Annotated in this window: 11 protein-coding genes; 2 read left to right on the top strand and 9 right to left on the bottom strand. The window is 70.9% G+C overall.

From position 1 onward, the window contains the following. Window positions 1-58 precede the first annotated feature (58 nt). The gene (locus D0T12_RS12630; RefSeq protein ID WP_117399670.1) at window positions 59-2,923 is read right to left on the bottom strand and encodes a putative bifunctional diguanylate cyclase/phosphodiesterase; all 2,865 of its coding nucleotides are present in this window, start codon (window positions 2,921-2,923) and stop codon (window positions 59-61) included. Between the two features lie 431 nt (window positions 2,924-3,354). Between D0T12_RS12630 and D0T12_RS12635 the strand changes: the two genes are divergently transcribed. Beyond that, window positions 3,355-4,452 (top strand): PQQ-dependent sugar dehydrogenase, encoded by a 1,098-nt coding sequence (locus D0T12_RS12635; protein WP_117399671.1) that lies wholly within the window; start codon window positions 3,355-3,357, stop codon window positions 4,450-4,452. 4 nt (window positions 4,453-4,456) lie between these two features. On the opposite strand, the gene gatB is transcribed toward D0T12_RS12635, so the two are convergent. From gatB to gatC, 5 genes are read right to left on the bottom strand one after another with little or no spacing between them, the layout of a single operon-like run. Further along, window positions 4,457-5,941 (bottom strand): Asp-tRNA(Asn)/Glu-tRNA(Gln) amidotransferase subunit GatB, encoded by a 1,485-nt coding sequence (gatB, locus tag D0T12_RS12640; RefSeq protein WP_117399672.1) that lies wholly within the window; start codon window positions 5,939-5,941, stop codon window positions 4,457-4,459. 14 nt (window positions 5,942-5,955) lie between these two features. Beyond that, window positions 5,956-6,543 carry a DUF4276 family protein gene (locus D0T12_RS12645; protein WP_158581480.1) on the bottom strand — a complete coding sequence of 196 codons (588 nt, stop codon included), beginning with the start codon at window positions 6,541-6,543 and terminating at the stop codon, window positions 5,956-5,958. Then, entirely contained in the window at window positions 6,540-7,769 is a 1,230-nt protein-coding gene (locus D0T12_RS12650) for an AAA family ATPase (RefSeq protein WP_117399674.1), read from the bottom strand. The genes D0T12_RS12645 and D0T12_RS12650 overlap by 4 nt, the downstream gene beginning before the upstream one ends. A gap of 24 nt (window positions 7,770-7,793) precedes the next feature. Further along, window positions 7,794-9,278, bottom strand: a complete 1,485-nt coding sequence (gene gatA, locus D0T12_RS12655; protein WP_199487411.1) for an Asp-tRNA(Asn)/Glu-tRNA(Gln) amidotransferase subunit GatA — start codon at window positions 9,276-9,278, stop codon at window positions 7,794-7,796. Continuing rightward, window positions 9,278-9,577, bottom strand: a complete 300-nt coding sequence (gene gatC, locus D0T12_RS12660; protein WP_117399675.1) for an Asp-tRNA(Asn)/Glu-tRNA(Gln) amidotransferase subunit GatC — start codon at window positions 9,575-9,577, stop codon at window positions 9,278-9,280. The genes gatA and gatC overlap by 1 nt, the downstream gene beginning before the upstream one ends. 154 nt (window positions 9,578-9,731) lie before the next feature. Here gatC and D0T12_RS12665 point away from each other — a divergent pair, with 154 nt between their 5' ends. Further along, window positions 9,732-9,974, top strand: a complete 243-nt coding sequence (locus D0T12_RS12665) for a DUF6458 family protein (protein ID WP_117399676.1) — start codon at window positions 9,732-9,734, stop codon at window positions 9,972-9,974. 6 nt (window positions 9,975-9,980) lie between these two features. On the opposite strand, the gene D0T12_RS12670 is transcribed toward D0T12_RS12665, so the two are convergent. The 3 genes from D0T12_RS12670 to ligA all read right to left on the bottom strand — a co-directional run bounded on the left by D0T12_RS12670 (window position 9,981) and on the right by ligA (window position 14,936). Further along, window positions 9,981-10,331, bottom strand: a complete 351-nt coding sequence (locus tag D0T12_RS12670) for a hypothetical protein (protein ID WP_147339488.1) — start codon at window positions 10,329-10,331, stop codon at window positions 9,981-9,983. A gap of 46 nt (window positions 10,332-10,377) precedes the next feature. Then, window positions 10,378-12,510, bottom strand: a complete 2,133-nt coding sequence (locus D0T12_RS12675; RefSeq protein WP_117399678.1) for a putative bifunctional diguanylate cyclase/phosphodiesterase — start codon at window positions 12,508-12,510, stop codon at window positions 10,378-10,380. 257 nt (window positions 12,511-12,767) lie between these two features. After that, window positions 12,768-14,936: an NAD-dependent DNA ligase LigA gene (gene ligA / locus D0T12_RS12680; RefSeq protein WP_117399679.1), complete on the bottom strand. Its 2,169-nt coding sequence runs from the start codon at window positions 14,934-14,936 to the stop codon at window positions 12,768-12,770. Window positions 14,937-14,957: the final 21 nt, after the last annotated feature.

Here is a 14,957-nt window from a genome sequence, read left to right on the forward strand (position 1 = left end):
CCCTGGTCAAATCCGTGGACACTTTGTCTCACTTTCTGAGACCACTCCTGGTCCGCGGTCAGCCCGGGAGCGGCAGCGGGACGTCGCCGGAGAGGTTCCGTCCCTCCAGATTCGTGCGGACCAGCGACTCGACCCGCTCCGCCGCCATCGGCCGCGCCACGAGGAAGCCCTGGCCGCGCGGGCAGCCCATCTCGCGGAGCAGTTGGAGCTGCTCGGGCCGTTCGATGCCCTCCGCCACCACGGTCAGCCCGAGGTCGCTGCCGAGTCGGACGATGGTCCGGGTCAGCAGCGTCAGCGTCTCGTCCGACCCGAGGCCCGCCACGAACGACGGGTCGATCTTGATGATGTCGACGGGCAGTTGGCCGAGGTAGGCGAGCGAGGCGTAACCGGTGCCGAAGTCGTCGATCGCGAGCCTGACGCCGAGGTCCCGCAGCTCCACGAGGCGCTCCACGTTCTGGCCCGCGTCCTCCCCGCCGGGCCTGTCGAGGAGGACCTCCTCCCGCACCTCCAGCGTCAGCGCGTGCGGCGGCAGGCCCGTCTCCTCCAGCGCCGCCGCGACCGACTCCACGAACCGGGGCGCGGCGATCTGCCGGGCGGTGAAGTTCACCGACAGGCCCACCGCCCACGAGTCACGGCGCCACCGGGCGACCTCCCGGCACGCCTCCCGCAGCACCCAGCCGCCGAGCGGGACCATCAGGCCGGACTCCTCCGCCGGGCCGATGAACTCCTCGGGCGGCACCGTCTCGTTCCCCCGCCGCCAGCGCAGCAGCGCCTCCACGCCGGTGACCCGGGACGTCGCGAGGTCCACGACCGGCTGGAACTCGATCGCGAACTGCTCCTCGACCATCGCGCGTTGCAGGTCGCTGCCGAGCTCCAGCCGTCGGACGACGTCGGCGTGCATGTCCGGCGCGTACACCTCGACGCGCCCGCCGCCGAGCTCCTTCGCGCGGGCCATCGCGAGGTCGCCGTTGCGCATCAGGTCGGCGGCGGTACGGCGAAGCCTGCGTCCCGCCTCCGCGTCGTCGCGAGCGCCCCTCGACGGCTCCTCGTCCCCGGCGAACGCGATGCCGACACTCGCCGTCAACACGATCTGTTTGTCACCAACCTGATATGGGTCGGCCGAAAGGACGCGGAGCAGGCGCCCGGCGAGCTCGACTGTGGCGCGTGTCTCACGGTCGTCCGGCGGCGGCTGGACGAGGACGGCGAACTCGTCGCCGCCCCACCGCGCCACCGTGTCCTCGGTGTGGACGTTCGCGCGCAGCCGCCGCGCCGCCTGGGCCAGCACCTGGTCGCCGGCGGCGTGCCCGTCGGAGTCGTTCACCGCGGTGAAGCCGTCCAGGTCGACGAACACGACCGCGACCTCGCCTGCGGACGGGTGCCGCGACAGCAGTTCCCTGGTGCGTTCCTCGAAGTAGGAGCGGTTCGGCAAGCCCGTCAGGCCGTCGTGGAACGTGAGATGGGCGACCTGCCGTTGCAGGGCCGCCTGCTCGCTGAGGTCCCGCGTGGTGACCAGCAGCCGGGCGGGCGCGCCGTCCGAGCCGCTGTAGCGGGAGATCGTGGACTCGGTGGGCAGCCAGGTGCCGTCCGCCGCGCGGACCCGGCACGATACGCGCAGCGCGTCCTGGAAACCGTCGTGGAAGGCGCCGTCCGCCTGGTCGTCGTCGAGGAACTCGGTGAACACGTCCTGGACGCGCGGCAGGTCCTCCGGGTGGATGAGGTCGCTCAGCGGACGTCCGAGGAGTTCGTCCGGCCCGTAGTGGTACGTGTGCAGCGCCCCGGCGCTGGCGTACTGGACGGTCGCGTCCAGGTCGCAGATGAGCACCGCGTCGTTGATGCTCTCCGTCAGGGCACGAAAGTGTTCCTCTCCGGTTCGTACCGCGTGGCGCAGCGACTCGTTCTCCCGCAGCAGGCCCGCCAGTCGCGCGATCAGCACCAGCGCCGCCGAGCCCGCGGTGATCGAGATGGCCGGTTCGAGTCCGTTGTCCCGGGTGAGCGAGTGCCCGGCGATGAACAGCCCGGCCGCGGCGGCGACCGCGGCGGGCGCCAGGCCGGGGCCGATCATGCGGCCGGTCTGCGCGTCCGCCGGAGCGGCGACGATCTCGCCCTCGGGGATGTCGTCGACGGGCTGCTCGGGTTCGGCGGCCGGGCCCGTCCACGGCACCAGCAGCAGGAGCAGGAGCCCGGCGAGGCGCAGGATGTCGGACGGGTCGTCGGCCGACCGGCCGCCGTCCAGCCGGATGAACGTCGTCACGATGTCGGCGACCGCGATGGCCGTCAGCGCGCCATACCCCATCCACGCGAGGCGGCGATGCCCGCGCGCCGCGCCGAGAACGAAGGGCAGCGCGCCGCAGATGAACACGATGTCGATCAGCGGATACAGCAGTTCCAGCAGGAACTCGGTGGGCGTCTCCCCCGACCGGTGGTAGAGCGTGCCGAACAGCGCGACCCAGCCCAGCACGAACAGCGCGGACGCGCAGACGTAGGTGTCGGCGGCGTAGCGCAGCCACGCCCCGGTGTCGCGGGGCAGGCTGATCGGCGCCACCAGGCCGACCACCAGGGCACCCAGGGCGAAAAGGTAGAAAAGGTCGGGTATCGAGAGTGACAGCGCGCTGCGGGCGTGACCGTCGGACAGGGCGCTGCCGAGGGCGCCCAGGAACCAGGACGCGGCGGCGATGCCGTACCACCGCCAGGACGTGCGCCACACGCCGCCCGGTCCGGTGTCGGCGGGAACGCCGTCCGGCAGCCGGGCCGACAGCAGCAGGGAGATCGCGGCGGCGCCCGCGGCGCCGACCTCCGCCCACTCGATGAAGGCGCGCCCGCCCCACCCCAGCAGGGAGCCGGTGGCGTACAGCACACCGACCACCGCGGCCATGGCGACCGGCAGCGCACGCGGCGGCACCCGCCTGGCGTTCTCGCCGCTCATCGCGCCATGTCCCTTCCTGCCCCGGAGTGGAGCGTTCGGTCCCTTCGTGCGCGGCAACGCGCCAGGGGAGATGTCGGGTTCACGACCCTCACCGCTCGGATAACGGTCGGAAGGCCCTGAATCGTGCCCCGCGCAGGGATCGGCGCGGGCCGGTGGCGAGCAACATCGGGCGTCGACCGCCGGGAGATCAGCGACGTTGCCGCACTACGGGATCACCGTGACGCTCAATGTACGTTCGGTAGGTCACGGAGCGATTGAGGCTGAGCGTCCTCCCGGCGACAAACGACCTAGTCGTCTCGCGGATTGGGATGCCCGAAAGCCGGACATCGCCCCAGCTCGACCCTCACCGGCAATACGCTGAGTGACCGAATCCGGAGGCGGCTGCCGGGAACGGCGGGCCCGGCCGGTCCGTACAGATCACGGGAGGCGCTATGAGACTTCACACCATCGCCCTGGCCGCGGCCGCGGTGCTCCTCGCGGCGTGCTCGTCGGACTCCTCCGGCGACGGGGAGGGCGGCGCGCACACCCCGCCGCCCCTGACGACCACCGCCACGTCCGGGTCCACGGCCCCCGGCGAGCCGCGCAAGGTCGCCGGCAACCTGAAGGCCCCGTGGGGGATGGCGTTCCTTCCCGGCGGCGACGCGCTCGTCACCGAACGCGACACGGCCAGGCTCGTGCGCGTCAAACCGTCCGGTGAACAGGAGCAGGTCGGCACGGTGCCGGGCGTGGACCCCGGCGGCGAGGGCGGCCTGATGGGCGTCGCCGTCTCCCCCACCTACGCCACCGACCGCCTCATCTACCTGTACTACACGGCCGAGGACGACAACCGGGTCGTCCGCGCCACCTTCGACCGCACCCTCACCGGCACGCCGCGGCCCATCGTCACCGGCATCCCGAAGGGCGGCATCCACAACGGCGGGCGCCTGAAGTTCGGCCCCGACAGGATGCTCTACATCACCACCGGCGAGACCGGCGAGACCGGCCTGTCGCAGGAGAAGGACTCCCTCGGCGGCAAGATCCTCCGCGTCACGCCCGACGGGAGACCCGCCCCCGGCAACCCGTTCGGCAACCTTGTCTGGTCGTACGGGCACCGCAACGTCCAGGGCCTCGCCTGGGACGACAAGGGCCGCCTCTACGCCACCGAGTTCGGCCAGGACCGCTTCGACGAGATCAACCTCATCGAGAGGGGCAAGAACTACGGCTGGCCCGAGGTGGAGGGCGTCGGTGACCGCGACGGCTTCACCGACCCCCTGCTCACCTGGACGACCAACGAGGCGTCGCCGTCCGGCCTCGCCTACGCGGGCGGCTCCCTGTGGGCCGCCGCCCTCCGCGGCGAACGCCTCTGGCAGATCCCCCTCGACAACGGCAGGACGGGCCGTCCCGTGGCGCGCTTCGACTCCGCCTACGGCCGGCTCCGCGTCGCGGCCACCGCCCCCGACGGCACCCTGTGGATCGCCACCAGCAACCACGACGGCCGGGGCGAGCCCGCCGCGGACGACGACCGCGTCTTCAGCGTCCCCGTCCGCTGACCCGTCAGGACGCGCCCAGCTTCTCCAGGATGAGTTCGCGGGCGCGTCCGGCGTCGGCCTGGCCGCGGGTGGCCTTCATCACGGCGCCGACGAGGGCGCCCGCGGCGGCGACCTTCCCCGCGCGGATCTTGTCGGCCACCGCGGCGTTGTCGGCGATCACCTGGTCCACCACGGACGCGAGCTCGCCCTCGTCGCTGACGACCTTGAGGCCCCGCGCGGCGACGACCTCGTCCGGCGTGCCCTCCCCGGCGAGGACGCCCTCGAAGACCTTGCGGGCCAGCTTGTCGTTCAGCTCACCCGCGACGATCATCGCCTGGACACGGGCGACCTGCTCCGGCGTGACCGGCAGATCCGCCAGCTCGACGCCCTGCTCGGTGGCGCGCCGCGACAGCTCGTTCATCCACCACTTGCGGGCGGCGGGCGCGTCGGCGCCGTGCGCGATCGTCGCCTCGATGAGATCGACGGCACCGGCGTTGACGACGTCCCGCAGCTCCAGGTCGGACAGGCCCCACTCCTGCTGGATGCGGCGGCGCCGGGCGGCCGGAAGCTCCGGCAGGGACGCCCGCAGCTCCTCCACCCACTCCCGCGACGGCGCCATCGGCACCAGGTCGGGTTCGGGGAAGTACCGGTAGTCCTGCGCCTCCTCCTTGCTGCGCCCGCTCGTGGTGCGGCCCGTGTCCTCGTGGAAGTGCCGCGTCTCCTGGACGACGCGTCCCCCGTCCGACAGCACGCCCGCCTGCCGCTCGATCTCCGACCGGACGGCCCGCTCCACCGACCGCAGCGAGTTGACGTTCTTCGTCTCGGTCCGCGTACCCCACTCGGCCGCGCCGCGCGGCATGAGCGACACGTTCACGTCGCAGCGCATCGACCCCTGCTCCATACGCACGTCCGACACGCCCAGCGACCGGACCAGCTCCCGCAGCTCCGTCGCGTACGCACGCGCCACCAGCGGCGCCTTCTCCCCGGTCGCGACGATCGGCTTCGTGACGATCTCGACCAGCGGGATGCCCGCCCGGTTGTAGTCGACCAGCGAGTACTCGGCGCCGTGGATGCGCCCGGTCGAACCGCCGACGTGCAGCGACTTGCCGGTGTCCTCCTCCATGTGCACGCGCTCGATCTCGATCCGGTACGTGTCGCCGTCGACGTCCACTACGAGGTGCCCGTCCACGCACAGCGGCTCGTCGTACTGCGAGATCTGGAAGTTCTTCGGCATGTCCGGGTAGAAGTAGTTCTTCCGGGCGAACCGGCACCAATCCACGATCTCGCAGTTCAACGCGAGGCCGATCTTGATGATCCCCTCGATCGCGGCCCGGTTCGTCACGGGCAACGACCCCGGCAGCCCCAGGCACACCGGACACACCTGCGTGTTCGGCTCCGCCCCGAACCCGGTCGGGCACCCGCAGAACATCTTCGACGCGGTCCCGAGCTCGATGTGCGTCTCGATCCCCAGCACCGGCTCGAACCGCGCCAGCGCCTCGTCATACTTCATCGGCGTTTCCACGCTCACAGGTAATGCAGTCCTTTCAACGCGTCCACCGTCCTGTCGTACCACCGCCTGTATGCGGGCACGGATTTCAGGACGTCCAGGCTGATGTCTTGTCCAAGCAACTCGAAGTAGTCGGCGGGCCTGTCCACCCCGGCCGGGCCCATGACCTTCTTCAGAAGCGCCTTCGGATCGTGTTCCTTCTCGACGTCGTTCGGCAGGCGGTCCGTCTCGGCTCCCCGCACGCGGCGGAAGGCCTCCCGGTCTGCCAGCAGCCAGGCCTCGGTCTCTCGCTTGGGGACCAAAATGACGGCGTGATGCGCGTTCTGCCTAATCGCGGCGGCCATCTCCTCAGCCTCATGGGCTTCGTGGTGATCCGCGTGGACGAAGACGAGCTGGCTTTGGCGGGCGAGCTTCGCGGCCTCCTCCCGGAACCTCTGCTTGCCGTGCTTCTTCACGCATACGGATCTGCGCGTGGGAAAAACGTCGTAGTCGGCCGCTGGGTTGGACAGCAGGATCTCGTTGAGCTGCCGATCGATGACGGGAAGCAGAAAGTCGCAGTCACTGTCACCCTCGGCGACCAGCCCGGGGCGTAGTGGTCGGCTCACGGCTCGCTCCACTGCACCGCCGACAGGAACTCCTCCACATCCCAGGGGCTGGTAAACGTCCCGGGCTCCCCGGTCTCGGCGACGGGGAGCGCCTTGGTGATCTTCGACCGGCGCTGTCGCTCGCCCTCGACGTGCGTGACCGACTCGGTGAACACCAAGCCGTCCGCCTGCTCCGGCCACAGCGCCGAGACCAGCGCGGGCGAGTGGGTGGTCAGCACCACCTGCTTCAGCGACCGAAGCGGCCCGGCCTCTCGGAAGTCCGGCAGGCCGCGGGTCAGCCGCCTCACCAGTTCGGCCACACGGCTCGGGTGGAGACCGTTCTCCACCTCCTCGATCACCAACGTTCCCTGCTGGAGTGGATCGTGGCGGGCCGCCAGCAGACCCATGGCCCGCAACGTCCCGTCCGAGAGCAGGCGGGGTTGAACCCTCCCCGAGCTCGCGAAGACGACGTCGAAGTCGTATTCCTGGCGGCGCTCGTCGAACAGCGGCTTGATCTCGGTCGCACCGGGAATCACGGCCGCGAGGTCGGCTTCGACCCGCCACAGCTCGTCCATCTCACCCAGCCGGTCAAGGACCGCGGCAAGGTTTCGGCCGTCGGCCTCCAGTGGTAGATGGTCCGGACCCGGCGCCGGTCGCCGCATACGTTCGGGCTCCAAGACCAGCGGGCGCCACCAGCGTACTTCGCGGAGAAGGTACTTCTCGAGCAAGGGGTTGCGAGACCCCCTCCTACTCCAGGGGAAACGGGTGCCGGTGGCACCCTCCCCCACGAACGCCGTACGCCCCTGCATCAACTGGCGGAGGGCACCGTCGGAGGCGCCCCATCGCTTCGGCCAGGACACCTCATCGATGTCGCTCACCGAAACGGTGAACTCGGTGACCATGGGCGTCCCCCTGGTCTGTTCCAAGACCACCGTGCAGCGCACCGGCACCGGCACCGGCGCCACCCCGGTCTCCGAGAAATCGATGACCATGTCGACGGTCATGGTCATGCTGCCGACGGAGTTCCCGTCGGCGAATCGATGGAACAGATCCGCGGCGCTCCCACGAGTTTGCCTGAGCAGCGCGCGTTCGGGCCCGTCCTCCACGATGGCGGCGACGAGGCTGAGAGCGTCGAGGAGGTTGGATTTGCCGCTGGCGTTGGGGCCGACGAGGGCGAGGAACGGCGGGACGTCCAGCTCGAAGTCCAGGAAGGACTTGAAGCCGTCGATCTCGATGCGGGTGATCATTGACGTACCGCCGTTCCCGGGCGCCTAGAGGGTGGGGGCCTGGGCCAGGAGGGGGCCGCCCCAGCGGTCTTCGAGGGCGCGTTCGACGGCGGCGCCGACGCGGTAGACGCGGTCGTCGCCGAGGACGGGGGCCATGATCTGGAGGCCGACGGGGAGGCCGTCGGACAGGCCGCACGGGACGGAGATCGCGGCGTTGCCCGTCATGTTGGCCGGGATCGTGCACAGGTCGGCCAGGTACATGGCGATCGGGTCGTCGGCGCGTTCGCCGATCGGGAACGCGGTGGTCGGCGTGGTCGGCGAGACCAGCACGTCCACCTGCTCGAAGGCCGACTCGAAGTCGCGCCTGATGAGGGTGCGGACCTGTTGGGCCTTGCCGTAGTAGGCGTCGTAGTAGCCGGACGACAGCGCGTACGTGCCGAGCATGATGCGCCGCTTGACCTCGGGGCCGAAGCCCTCGGCGCGGGTGAGGGCCATGACCTCCTCGGCGCTGCGGGTGCCGTCGTCACCGACGCGCAGGCCGTAGCGCATGGCGTCGAAGCGGGCCAGGTTGGACGAGCACTCCGACGGCGCGACCAGGTAGTAGGCGGGCAGCGCGTAGGTGAAGTGCGGGCAGGAGACCTCGACGACCTTCGCGCCGAGGGACTCCAGGAGCTCCACCGCCTCGTTGAAGCGGGCGGACACACCGGGCTGGTAGCCCTCGCCCGCGAACTCCTTGACGACGCCGACGCGCAGGCCGTTGACGTCGGCGCGGCGGGCGGCGTCCACGACCGGCGGGACGGGCTCGCCGATCGAGGTGGAGTCCATCGGGTCGTGGCCGCTGAACGCCTCGTGCAGGAGGGCCGCGTCCAGGACGGTGCGGGCGAACGGGCCGGGTGTGTCCAGGGACGAGGCGAACGCGATCACGCCGTAGCGGGACGAGCCGCCGTAGGTGGGCTTCATGCCGACGATGCCGGTGACCGAGGCGGGCTGCCGGATCGAACCGCCGGTGTCGGTGCCGGTGGACAGCGGCGCCTCGTAGGCGGCGACGGCCGCGGAGGAGCCGCCGGACGAGCCGCCGGGGACGCGGTCGAGGTCCCACGGGTTGCGGGTGACGCCGTAGGCGCTGTTCTCCGTGGACGAGCCCATCGCGAACTCGTCCATGTTCGTCTTGCCGAGGATGACCAGCCCCGCCTCGCGGAGCCGGGCCGTCACGGTCGCGTCGTACGGCGGCCGCCACCCCTCCAGGATCTTGGACCCGGCGGTGGTGGGCATGTCGTGGGTGGTGAAGACGTCCTTGTGGGCGATGGGCACCCCGGCGAGCGGGCCGAGGTCCTCGCCCGCGGCGCGGCGCTCGTCCACCCGGCGGGCCTGCGCCAGCGTCGTCTCGGCGTCGACGTGCAGGAACGCGTTCACGCGATCGTCCACGGCGGCGATGCGGTCGAGGTGGGCCCGCGCGACCTCGACGGCGGACGTCTCACCGGCGGCGAGGAGCTCGCCGAGCTCCGCCGCGCTCTTGCCGACCAGCTCCATCAGGCCTCCTCGTCCAGGATCCGCGGGACGCGGAAGCGCTGCTCCTCCGCGGCGGGCGCGCCGGTGAGGGCCTGCTCGGGCGTGAGGCACGGCCGGACCTCGTCGGTCCGGTAGACGTTGGTCAGCGGCAGCGCGTGCGAGGTGGGCGGGATGTCCTCCGCGGCGACCTCCTGCACCCGCGCGACCGCGGAGATGATCTGGTCGAGCTGGGCGGCGAGATGGTCGAGCTCATCGTCGCGGAGCGCCAGCCGGGACAGCCGGGCGAGATGCGACACCTCGGCACGGGTGATGGCGGACATGTGGGAAACCGTTCCTGCGGATCGTGTGGGTTCACGGCCATCCTATGGGCCGCGCCCGCGTCCACCCGAACCGTTTGCCGGGCCCCGGCGTTTCGATTCCTGGTGGGGGGAACGGATGTGTCGTCCACCCCCGGGACGACGAGAGGAGGCCGCCGTGACGATCGGCGGCAGTATCGCCCTCATCATCATCGGCGCGATCCTGGCCTACGCGGTCAACTACGAGTTCAGCGGCATCGACATCCGGCTGGTCGGCGTGATCCTGATGGTCGGCGGGCTGATCGGCTTGGTCGTCGGCCTCGTCCGGATCGCCTCCGCCCGCAGGACGGTCGAGCGCCGCCCGCCGCCGCGCGTGCGGGAGGAGTACTACGACGACTACGAGACCCGCCGCCCGTACTGAGCGACGTCAGGCCTTCGGGGGTTCCTGCGGCGGCGCCTGCTGACCGTACTGGTGAGGGGCGTACTGCTGCGGGACCCCGGGCTGCGGGTACGCCTGGGCCTGCGGCGGCACGGCGCCCGGGTGCGACGGGAACGTGACGGTCCTCGGCGGTTGCGACGAAGGCGTCATCCCTATCAGGGCCGCACCGGCGATGACCGCGCATGACAGCATTGTCAGGCCGAACGCCAGCGTGTTGGCCAGGTCCCAGAGTTTGAAGTCGTCCGATGGCCCGGTGAGTTCGGAGGCCATGGTGACGAACATCAGTCCGGCCCCCATGAGGGCGACGAGCATGATCGCTAAGCGTCCACCGTTGTTCATGGCGACTGATCATAGAGGGCGGGCTGACCGTAGGTCAGACCGTTCGTCAGGCCGCGGGTTCGGGGGCGCGTTGCATGTGGCGGCGGAGCCAGTCGGTGGCGGTGTCGGCGTCCATGGGACGGCCGAAGTGCCAGCCCTGGGCGGCGTCGCAGCCCATCTCGCGGAGCATGCGCGCGGTGGCCGGGTCCTCGACGCCCTCGGCGACCGACCGCAGGCCGAGGGTGCGGACGAGGTCGACGATGGAGCGGACGATGACGGCGTCCTCGGGTGATTCGGTGAGCCGGCCCACGAACGAGGAGTCGATCTTGATCTCCTCGACGGGCAGCCGGTTCAGCCGGACGAGCGAGGAGTAGCCGGTGCCGAAGTCGTCCAGGCTGAGCGGGATGCCGAGTTCGGCGAGCGCGCCGACGGTGTCGGACGCGTAGGCGGGCTCGTTCATCAGGATCCGCTCGGTGATCTCCAGTTGGAGGGCGGCGGCGGGCAGGCCGCGGGCGAGCAGGCCCTCCTCGATCGTCTCGGTGAGGCCGGTGTCGAACAGGTCGCGGCCGGAGGCGTTCACCGCGACCTGGACGGTGAGGTCCTCCCGCCACCAGGCGGCGGCCTGCGCGAGCGCGGCCTCCACGACATGGTGGGTGATGGAGCGCATCAGATACGTCTGCTCGGCGATCGACAGGAAGGCCTCGGGTTCGAGGATGCCCTTCTCTGGGTGACGCCAGCGCAGCAGCGCCTCCATGCCGACGAGCTGACCGTCCCGCAGGGACACCTTCGGCTGGTAGTGCAGCTCCAGTTCGGAGCGGTCGACGGCGCGGCGCAGGTCGCCGAGCATGCGGAGCCGGGCCGGGGAGTTGCGGTCCTTGCGGGAGGAGTAGATCTCGACGCCGGAGCGGGCCTCCTTGGCGTTGTACATGGCGACGTCGGCGCGCTGGAGGAGCAGTTCGAAGTCGGGCGCGTGGTCGGGGAACAGCGCGATGCCGACGCTGCCCTCCAGGTCGAACGACATGCCGTCCAGCCGGACGGGTTCGCTCAGCGCGGCGCGCAGGCGGGCGGCTACCTCGCGGGCGGCGGCCTCGTCGCGGACGGTCGGCAGCAGGACCGCGAACTCGTCGCCGCCGAGCCGCGCCACGAGGTCGCCGGGGCGGACGCTGTGGGTGAGGCGGTGCGCGACGAGCTGGAGGAGACGGTCGCCGGTGGGATGCCCGAGGGTGTCGTTGACCTCCTTGAACCGGTCGAGGTCGAGGAGGAAGAGTCCGGCGCGGTGCTTGGGCGGGTCGGCCTTGCGGCGGCGCGTGCCGAGGGCGGGGCGGGGGCCGCGTTTGTCGGCCTCCGATCGTCCGGCCTCCCGTTTCTCGGCGCTGCGCGCCTCGGCGAGGGCCTCCTCGGTCCGGACGATCAGCAGTTTGCGGTTCGGGAGGCCGGTCAGCCCGTCGTGCAGGGCCTGGTGCTCGCGCCGGACCGACGCCGACGCGTTCAGGTAGACGGCGATGAACGGCAGGACGATGAGCGGGACGAACGCGGCGGAGCGGTCCATGGCCACGACCATCAACGGGGCGAGGCCGAGCAGCGCCAGATGCACCAGGACCTGGTAGCCGAGGTCCCAGCGCAGCGCCTTGATCAGGGAGACCCGCTCGTGCAGCGCGACGGCGGAGCCGACGAGGGTGTCGTTGCAGACGAAGTAGACGGTGCCGGCGAGCGCGATGGCGGGCAGGTCGGTCCCGTCCGGGACCCACAGGTCGGTGGGGGTGGCGCGGGCGCCGAACAGCGCGAGGACGAGCTGCGCGGCGGCGAGGCTGAGGGTGTACTGCGCGACGTTGAAGGCGATGCGGTGCGGGGCGCGGCCCCGGAAGATCCCGCAGGTGATGACGGCGACGGCCTGGAGGGCGGCGGCGACCGGCAACCCCGCGTACAGCAGCGCGGCGAACGAGAACGTGGTGGACATGGTGGCGCCGTTGTTCTCGGTGGAGCCGGGCGTGATGATCGGCCGCAGTTCGCCGAAGATGATGAAGCAGGCGAGGATCCAGAACACGGGCGCCCCGGCGATCGCGTCCAGGTCGGCGCCGGTCAGCCCGGTGAACGTGACGGCGGAGGCGGCGACGCCGAGCAGGATGACGACGACGAAGTAGATCCACAACGGGGAGCCACGGCGTGGCGCCGTGTTCCGCGTGTTGTTCGGGTCCTTCATCACATCCTCGGGGGGTTCGGGGGGCCGTTCCCCCGGCACCGGGCGGCCCCGACCTCGGGGGACGCCCCCCGGGTGTTACGTCCGGAGATTCAGGTGTAGGTCGTGATGAGTGGGAGAGTACGGCCTTCGCTCAACTTCGCGAAACCATTTGGGCACGTTCCGTTATGCCCCGTCCATCCCCCGCCCCTCACCGTTGGGTAGTTGAAGTGTACCCCTGAGTAACGCGAACCTGGTGGTGAGGTTTTGACCACGTGGTGTTATTCGTCGGCGCGCACGGTCACGTTCTTGGCCGCATCCGGCCCCTCGTCCAGCAGAACGCGGAACCCCTCCTCCGCCAGGACAGGTACGCCCAGTTTGACGGCTTTGTCGTACTTAGAGCCTGGACTGTCGCCCACGACGACAAAGCCCGTCTTCTTCGACACCGACCCGGTCACCTTGCCGCCGAGCAGCTGCACCGCCTCGGTCGCCGAGTCCCGGCTGAACCCCTCCAGCGACCCGGTGATCACCACGGTGACGCCCTCCAGCGGCCGGGGACCCGCCGCGCCCTCGTCCTCCATCCGGACGCCCGCGGCCCGCCACTTCGCCACGATCTCGCGATGCCAGTCGACCTCGAACCACGCCCGGATCGAGGCCGCGATCGTCGCCCCGACCCCGTCGACCGCGGCCAGCTCCTCCTCGGACGCGTTCGCGATCGCGTCCATCGACCGCATCTCGCGGGCCAGGTCCTGCGCCGCAGACGGGCCCACATGCCGGATCGACAGCGCAACCAGCACCCGCCACAGCGGCTGCCGCTTCGCCTTCTCCAACTCCTCGAAGAGGACGTCCACGGTCTTCTTCGGCTCGCCCTCCTTGTTGGCGAAGAACGACACGACCTTCGGCTCGCCGGTGGCCGGGTCGATCTTGGGCGTGCCCGTCCGCTGGTCGAGGACGAGGCTTCTGATCGGCAGCAGTTGTTCCACGGTCAGGTGGAACAGGTCGCCCTCGTTCCTGACCGGCGGCTCGGCGGGCTCCAGCGGCTGTGTCAGAGCCGTCGCGCCGACATAGCCGAGCGCCTCGATGTCGAACGCGTTGCGGCTCGCGACGAAGAACAGGCGCTCGCGCAGCTGCCCCGGGCAGTACCGCGCGTTCGGGCACCGGATGTCGGCGGCGCCCTCCTTCTCGTACGCCAGCTCGGTGCCGCACTCCGGGCAGTGCGTGGGCATGACGAACTCGCGCTCGGAGCCGTCCCGCAGCCCGGTGACCGGCGCGACGATCTCGGGGATCACGTCGCCCGCCTTGCGCAGCACGACCGTGTCGCCGATCAGGACGCCCTTGCGCTTCACCTCGCCCTCGTTGTGCAGCGTGGCCCGCTCGACGGTGGATCCGGCGACCTTGACCGGCTCCATCACGCCGTAGGGGGTGACGCGCCCGGTCCGCCCGACGCCGACCTTGATGTCGAGGAGCCTGGTGTTGACCTCCTCCGGCGGGTACTTCCACGCGATCGCCCAGCGCGGCGCCCGGCTCGTGGACCCGAGCCGGCGCTGGAGCGAGAACTGGTCGACCTTGACGACCACCCCGTCGATCTCGTACTCGGTGGCGTGCCGGTTCTCGCCGTACCCGGCGATGTACGCGCGGACGGCGTCCATTCCGTCGAGGACCCTGTACCGGTCGCTGACCGGCAGCCCCCAGCTCCGCATCAGCTCGTAGGCGCCGGACTGGCTCTCCGGCTGCGTGCCGCCGCGCCAGGCGCCGAACCCGTGGACGAGCATGCCGAGCGGCCGCCGCGCGGTGATCCGCGGGTCCTTCTGGCGCAGCGACCCGGCCGCCGCGTTGCGCGGGTTGGCGAACGGCTCCTTGCCGGCCTCCACCTGCGCGGCGTTCACCTGCTCGAACCCCTTGACGGGCAGGAACACCTCGCCGCGGACCTCCAGGACGTCCGGCCAGCCCTCGCCCTCCAGGCGGGTCGGGACGTCGGCGATGGTGCGGACGTTGTTGGTGACGTCCTCGCCGGTGCGCCCGTCGCCGCGCGTGACGCCGCGGACCAGCCGCCCGTTCTCGTAGGTCAGCGCGATCGCCAACCCGTCGATCTTCAGCTCGCACAGGTAGCCGGCGACCTCGCCGACCTCCCGTACGACGCGCTCGTCCCACGCCTGGAGCTCGTCGTCGCTCATCGCGTTGTCGAGGCTCTGCATCCGCTCCAGATGCTGGACGGTGGCGAAGTCGGTGACGATGGGCGCGCCGACCCGCTGCGTCGGCGAGTCGGGGGTGACCAGCTCCGGATGACGCTCCTCCAGATCGCGGATCTCGCGCATCCGGGAGTCGTAGTCGGCGTCGGAGAGCGTCGGCTGATCGAGGACGTAGTAACGGTAGTTGGCCTCGTCGATCTCCTGGCTCAGCTCAAGGTGCCGCTGACGTGCCTCGGCGGGCACCCCGTCGCTCATGCTCATGCCCCTATTGTGGCCGCCGCC

It is taken from the genome of Actinomadura spongiicola (genome assembly GCF_003432485.1).
GTDB classification, from domain to species: Bacteria; Actinomycetota; Actinomycetes; order Streptosporangiales; family Streptosporangiaceae; genus Spirillospora; species Spirillospora spongiicola.

What these genes read in the sequence shown, in the direction of transcription:
- D0T12_RS12630 (WP_117399670.1), bottom strand. Translation starts at nt 2,923, where the DNA reads ATGAGCGGCGAGAACGCCAGGCGGGTGCCGCCGCGTGCGCTGCCGGTC.
- D0T12_RS12635 (WP_117399671.1), top strand. Translation starts at nt 3,355, where the DNA reads ATGAGACTTCACACCATCGCCCTGGCCGCGGCCGCGGTGCTCCTCGCG.
- gatB (WP_117399672.1), bottom strand. Translation starts at nt 5,941, where the DNA reads ATGAAGTATGACGAGGCGCTGGCGCGGTTCGAGCCGGTGCTGGGGATC.
- D0T12_RS12650 (WP_117399674.1), bottom strand. Translation starts at nt 7,769, where the DNA reads ATGATCACCCGCATCGAGATCGACGGCTTCAAGTCCTTCCTGGACTTC.
- gatA (WP_199487411.1), bottom strand. Translation starts at nt 9,278, where the DNA reads ATGGAGCTGGTCGGCAAGAGCGCGGCGGAGCTCGGCGAGCTCCTCGCC.
- gatC (WP_117399675.1), bottom strand. Translation starts at nt 9,577, where the DNA reads ATGTCCGCCATCACCCGTGCCGAGGTGTCGCATCTCGCCCGGCTGTCC.
- D0T12_RS12670 (WP_147339488.1), bottom strand. Translation starts at nt 10,331, where the DNA reads ATGAACAACGGTGGACGCTTAGCGATCATGCTCGTCGCCCTCATGGGG.
- D0T12_RS12675 (WP_117399678.1), bottom strand. Translation starts at nt 12,510, where the DNA reads ATGAAGGACCCGAACAACACGCGGAACACGGCGCCACGCCGTGGCTCC.
- ligA (WP_117399679.1), bottom strand. Translation starts at nt 14,936, where the DNA reads ATGAGCATGAGCGACGGGGTGCCCGCCGAGGCACGTCAGCGGCACCTT.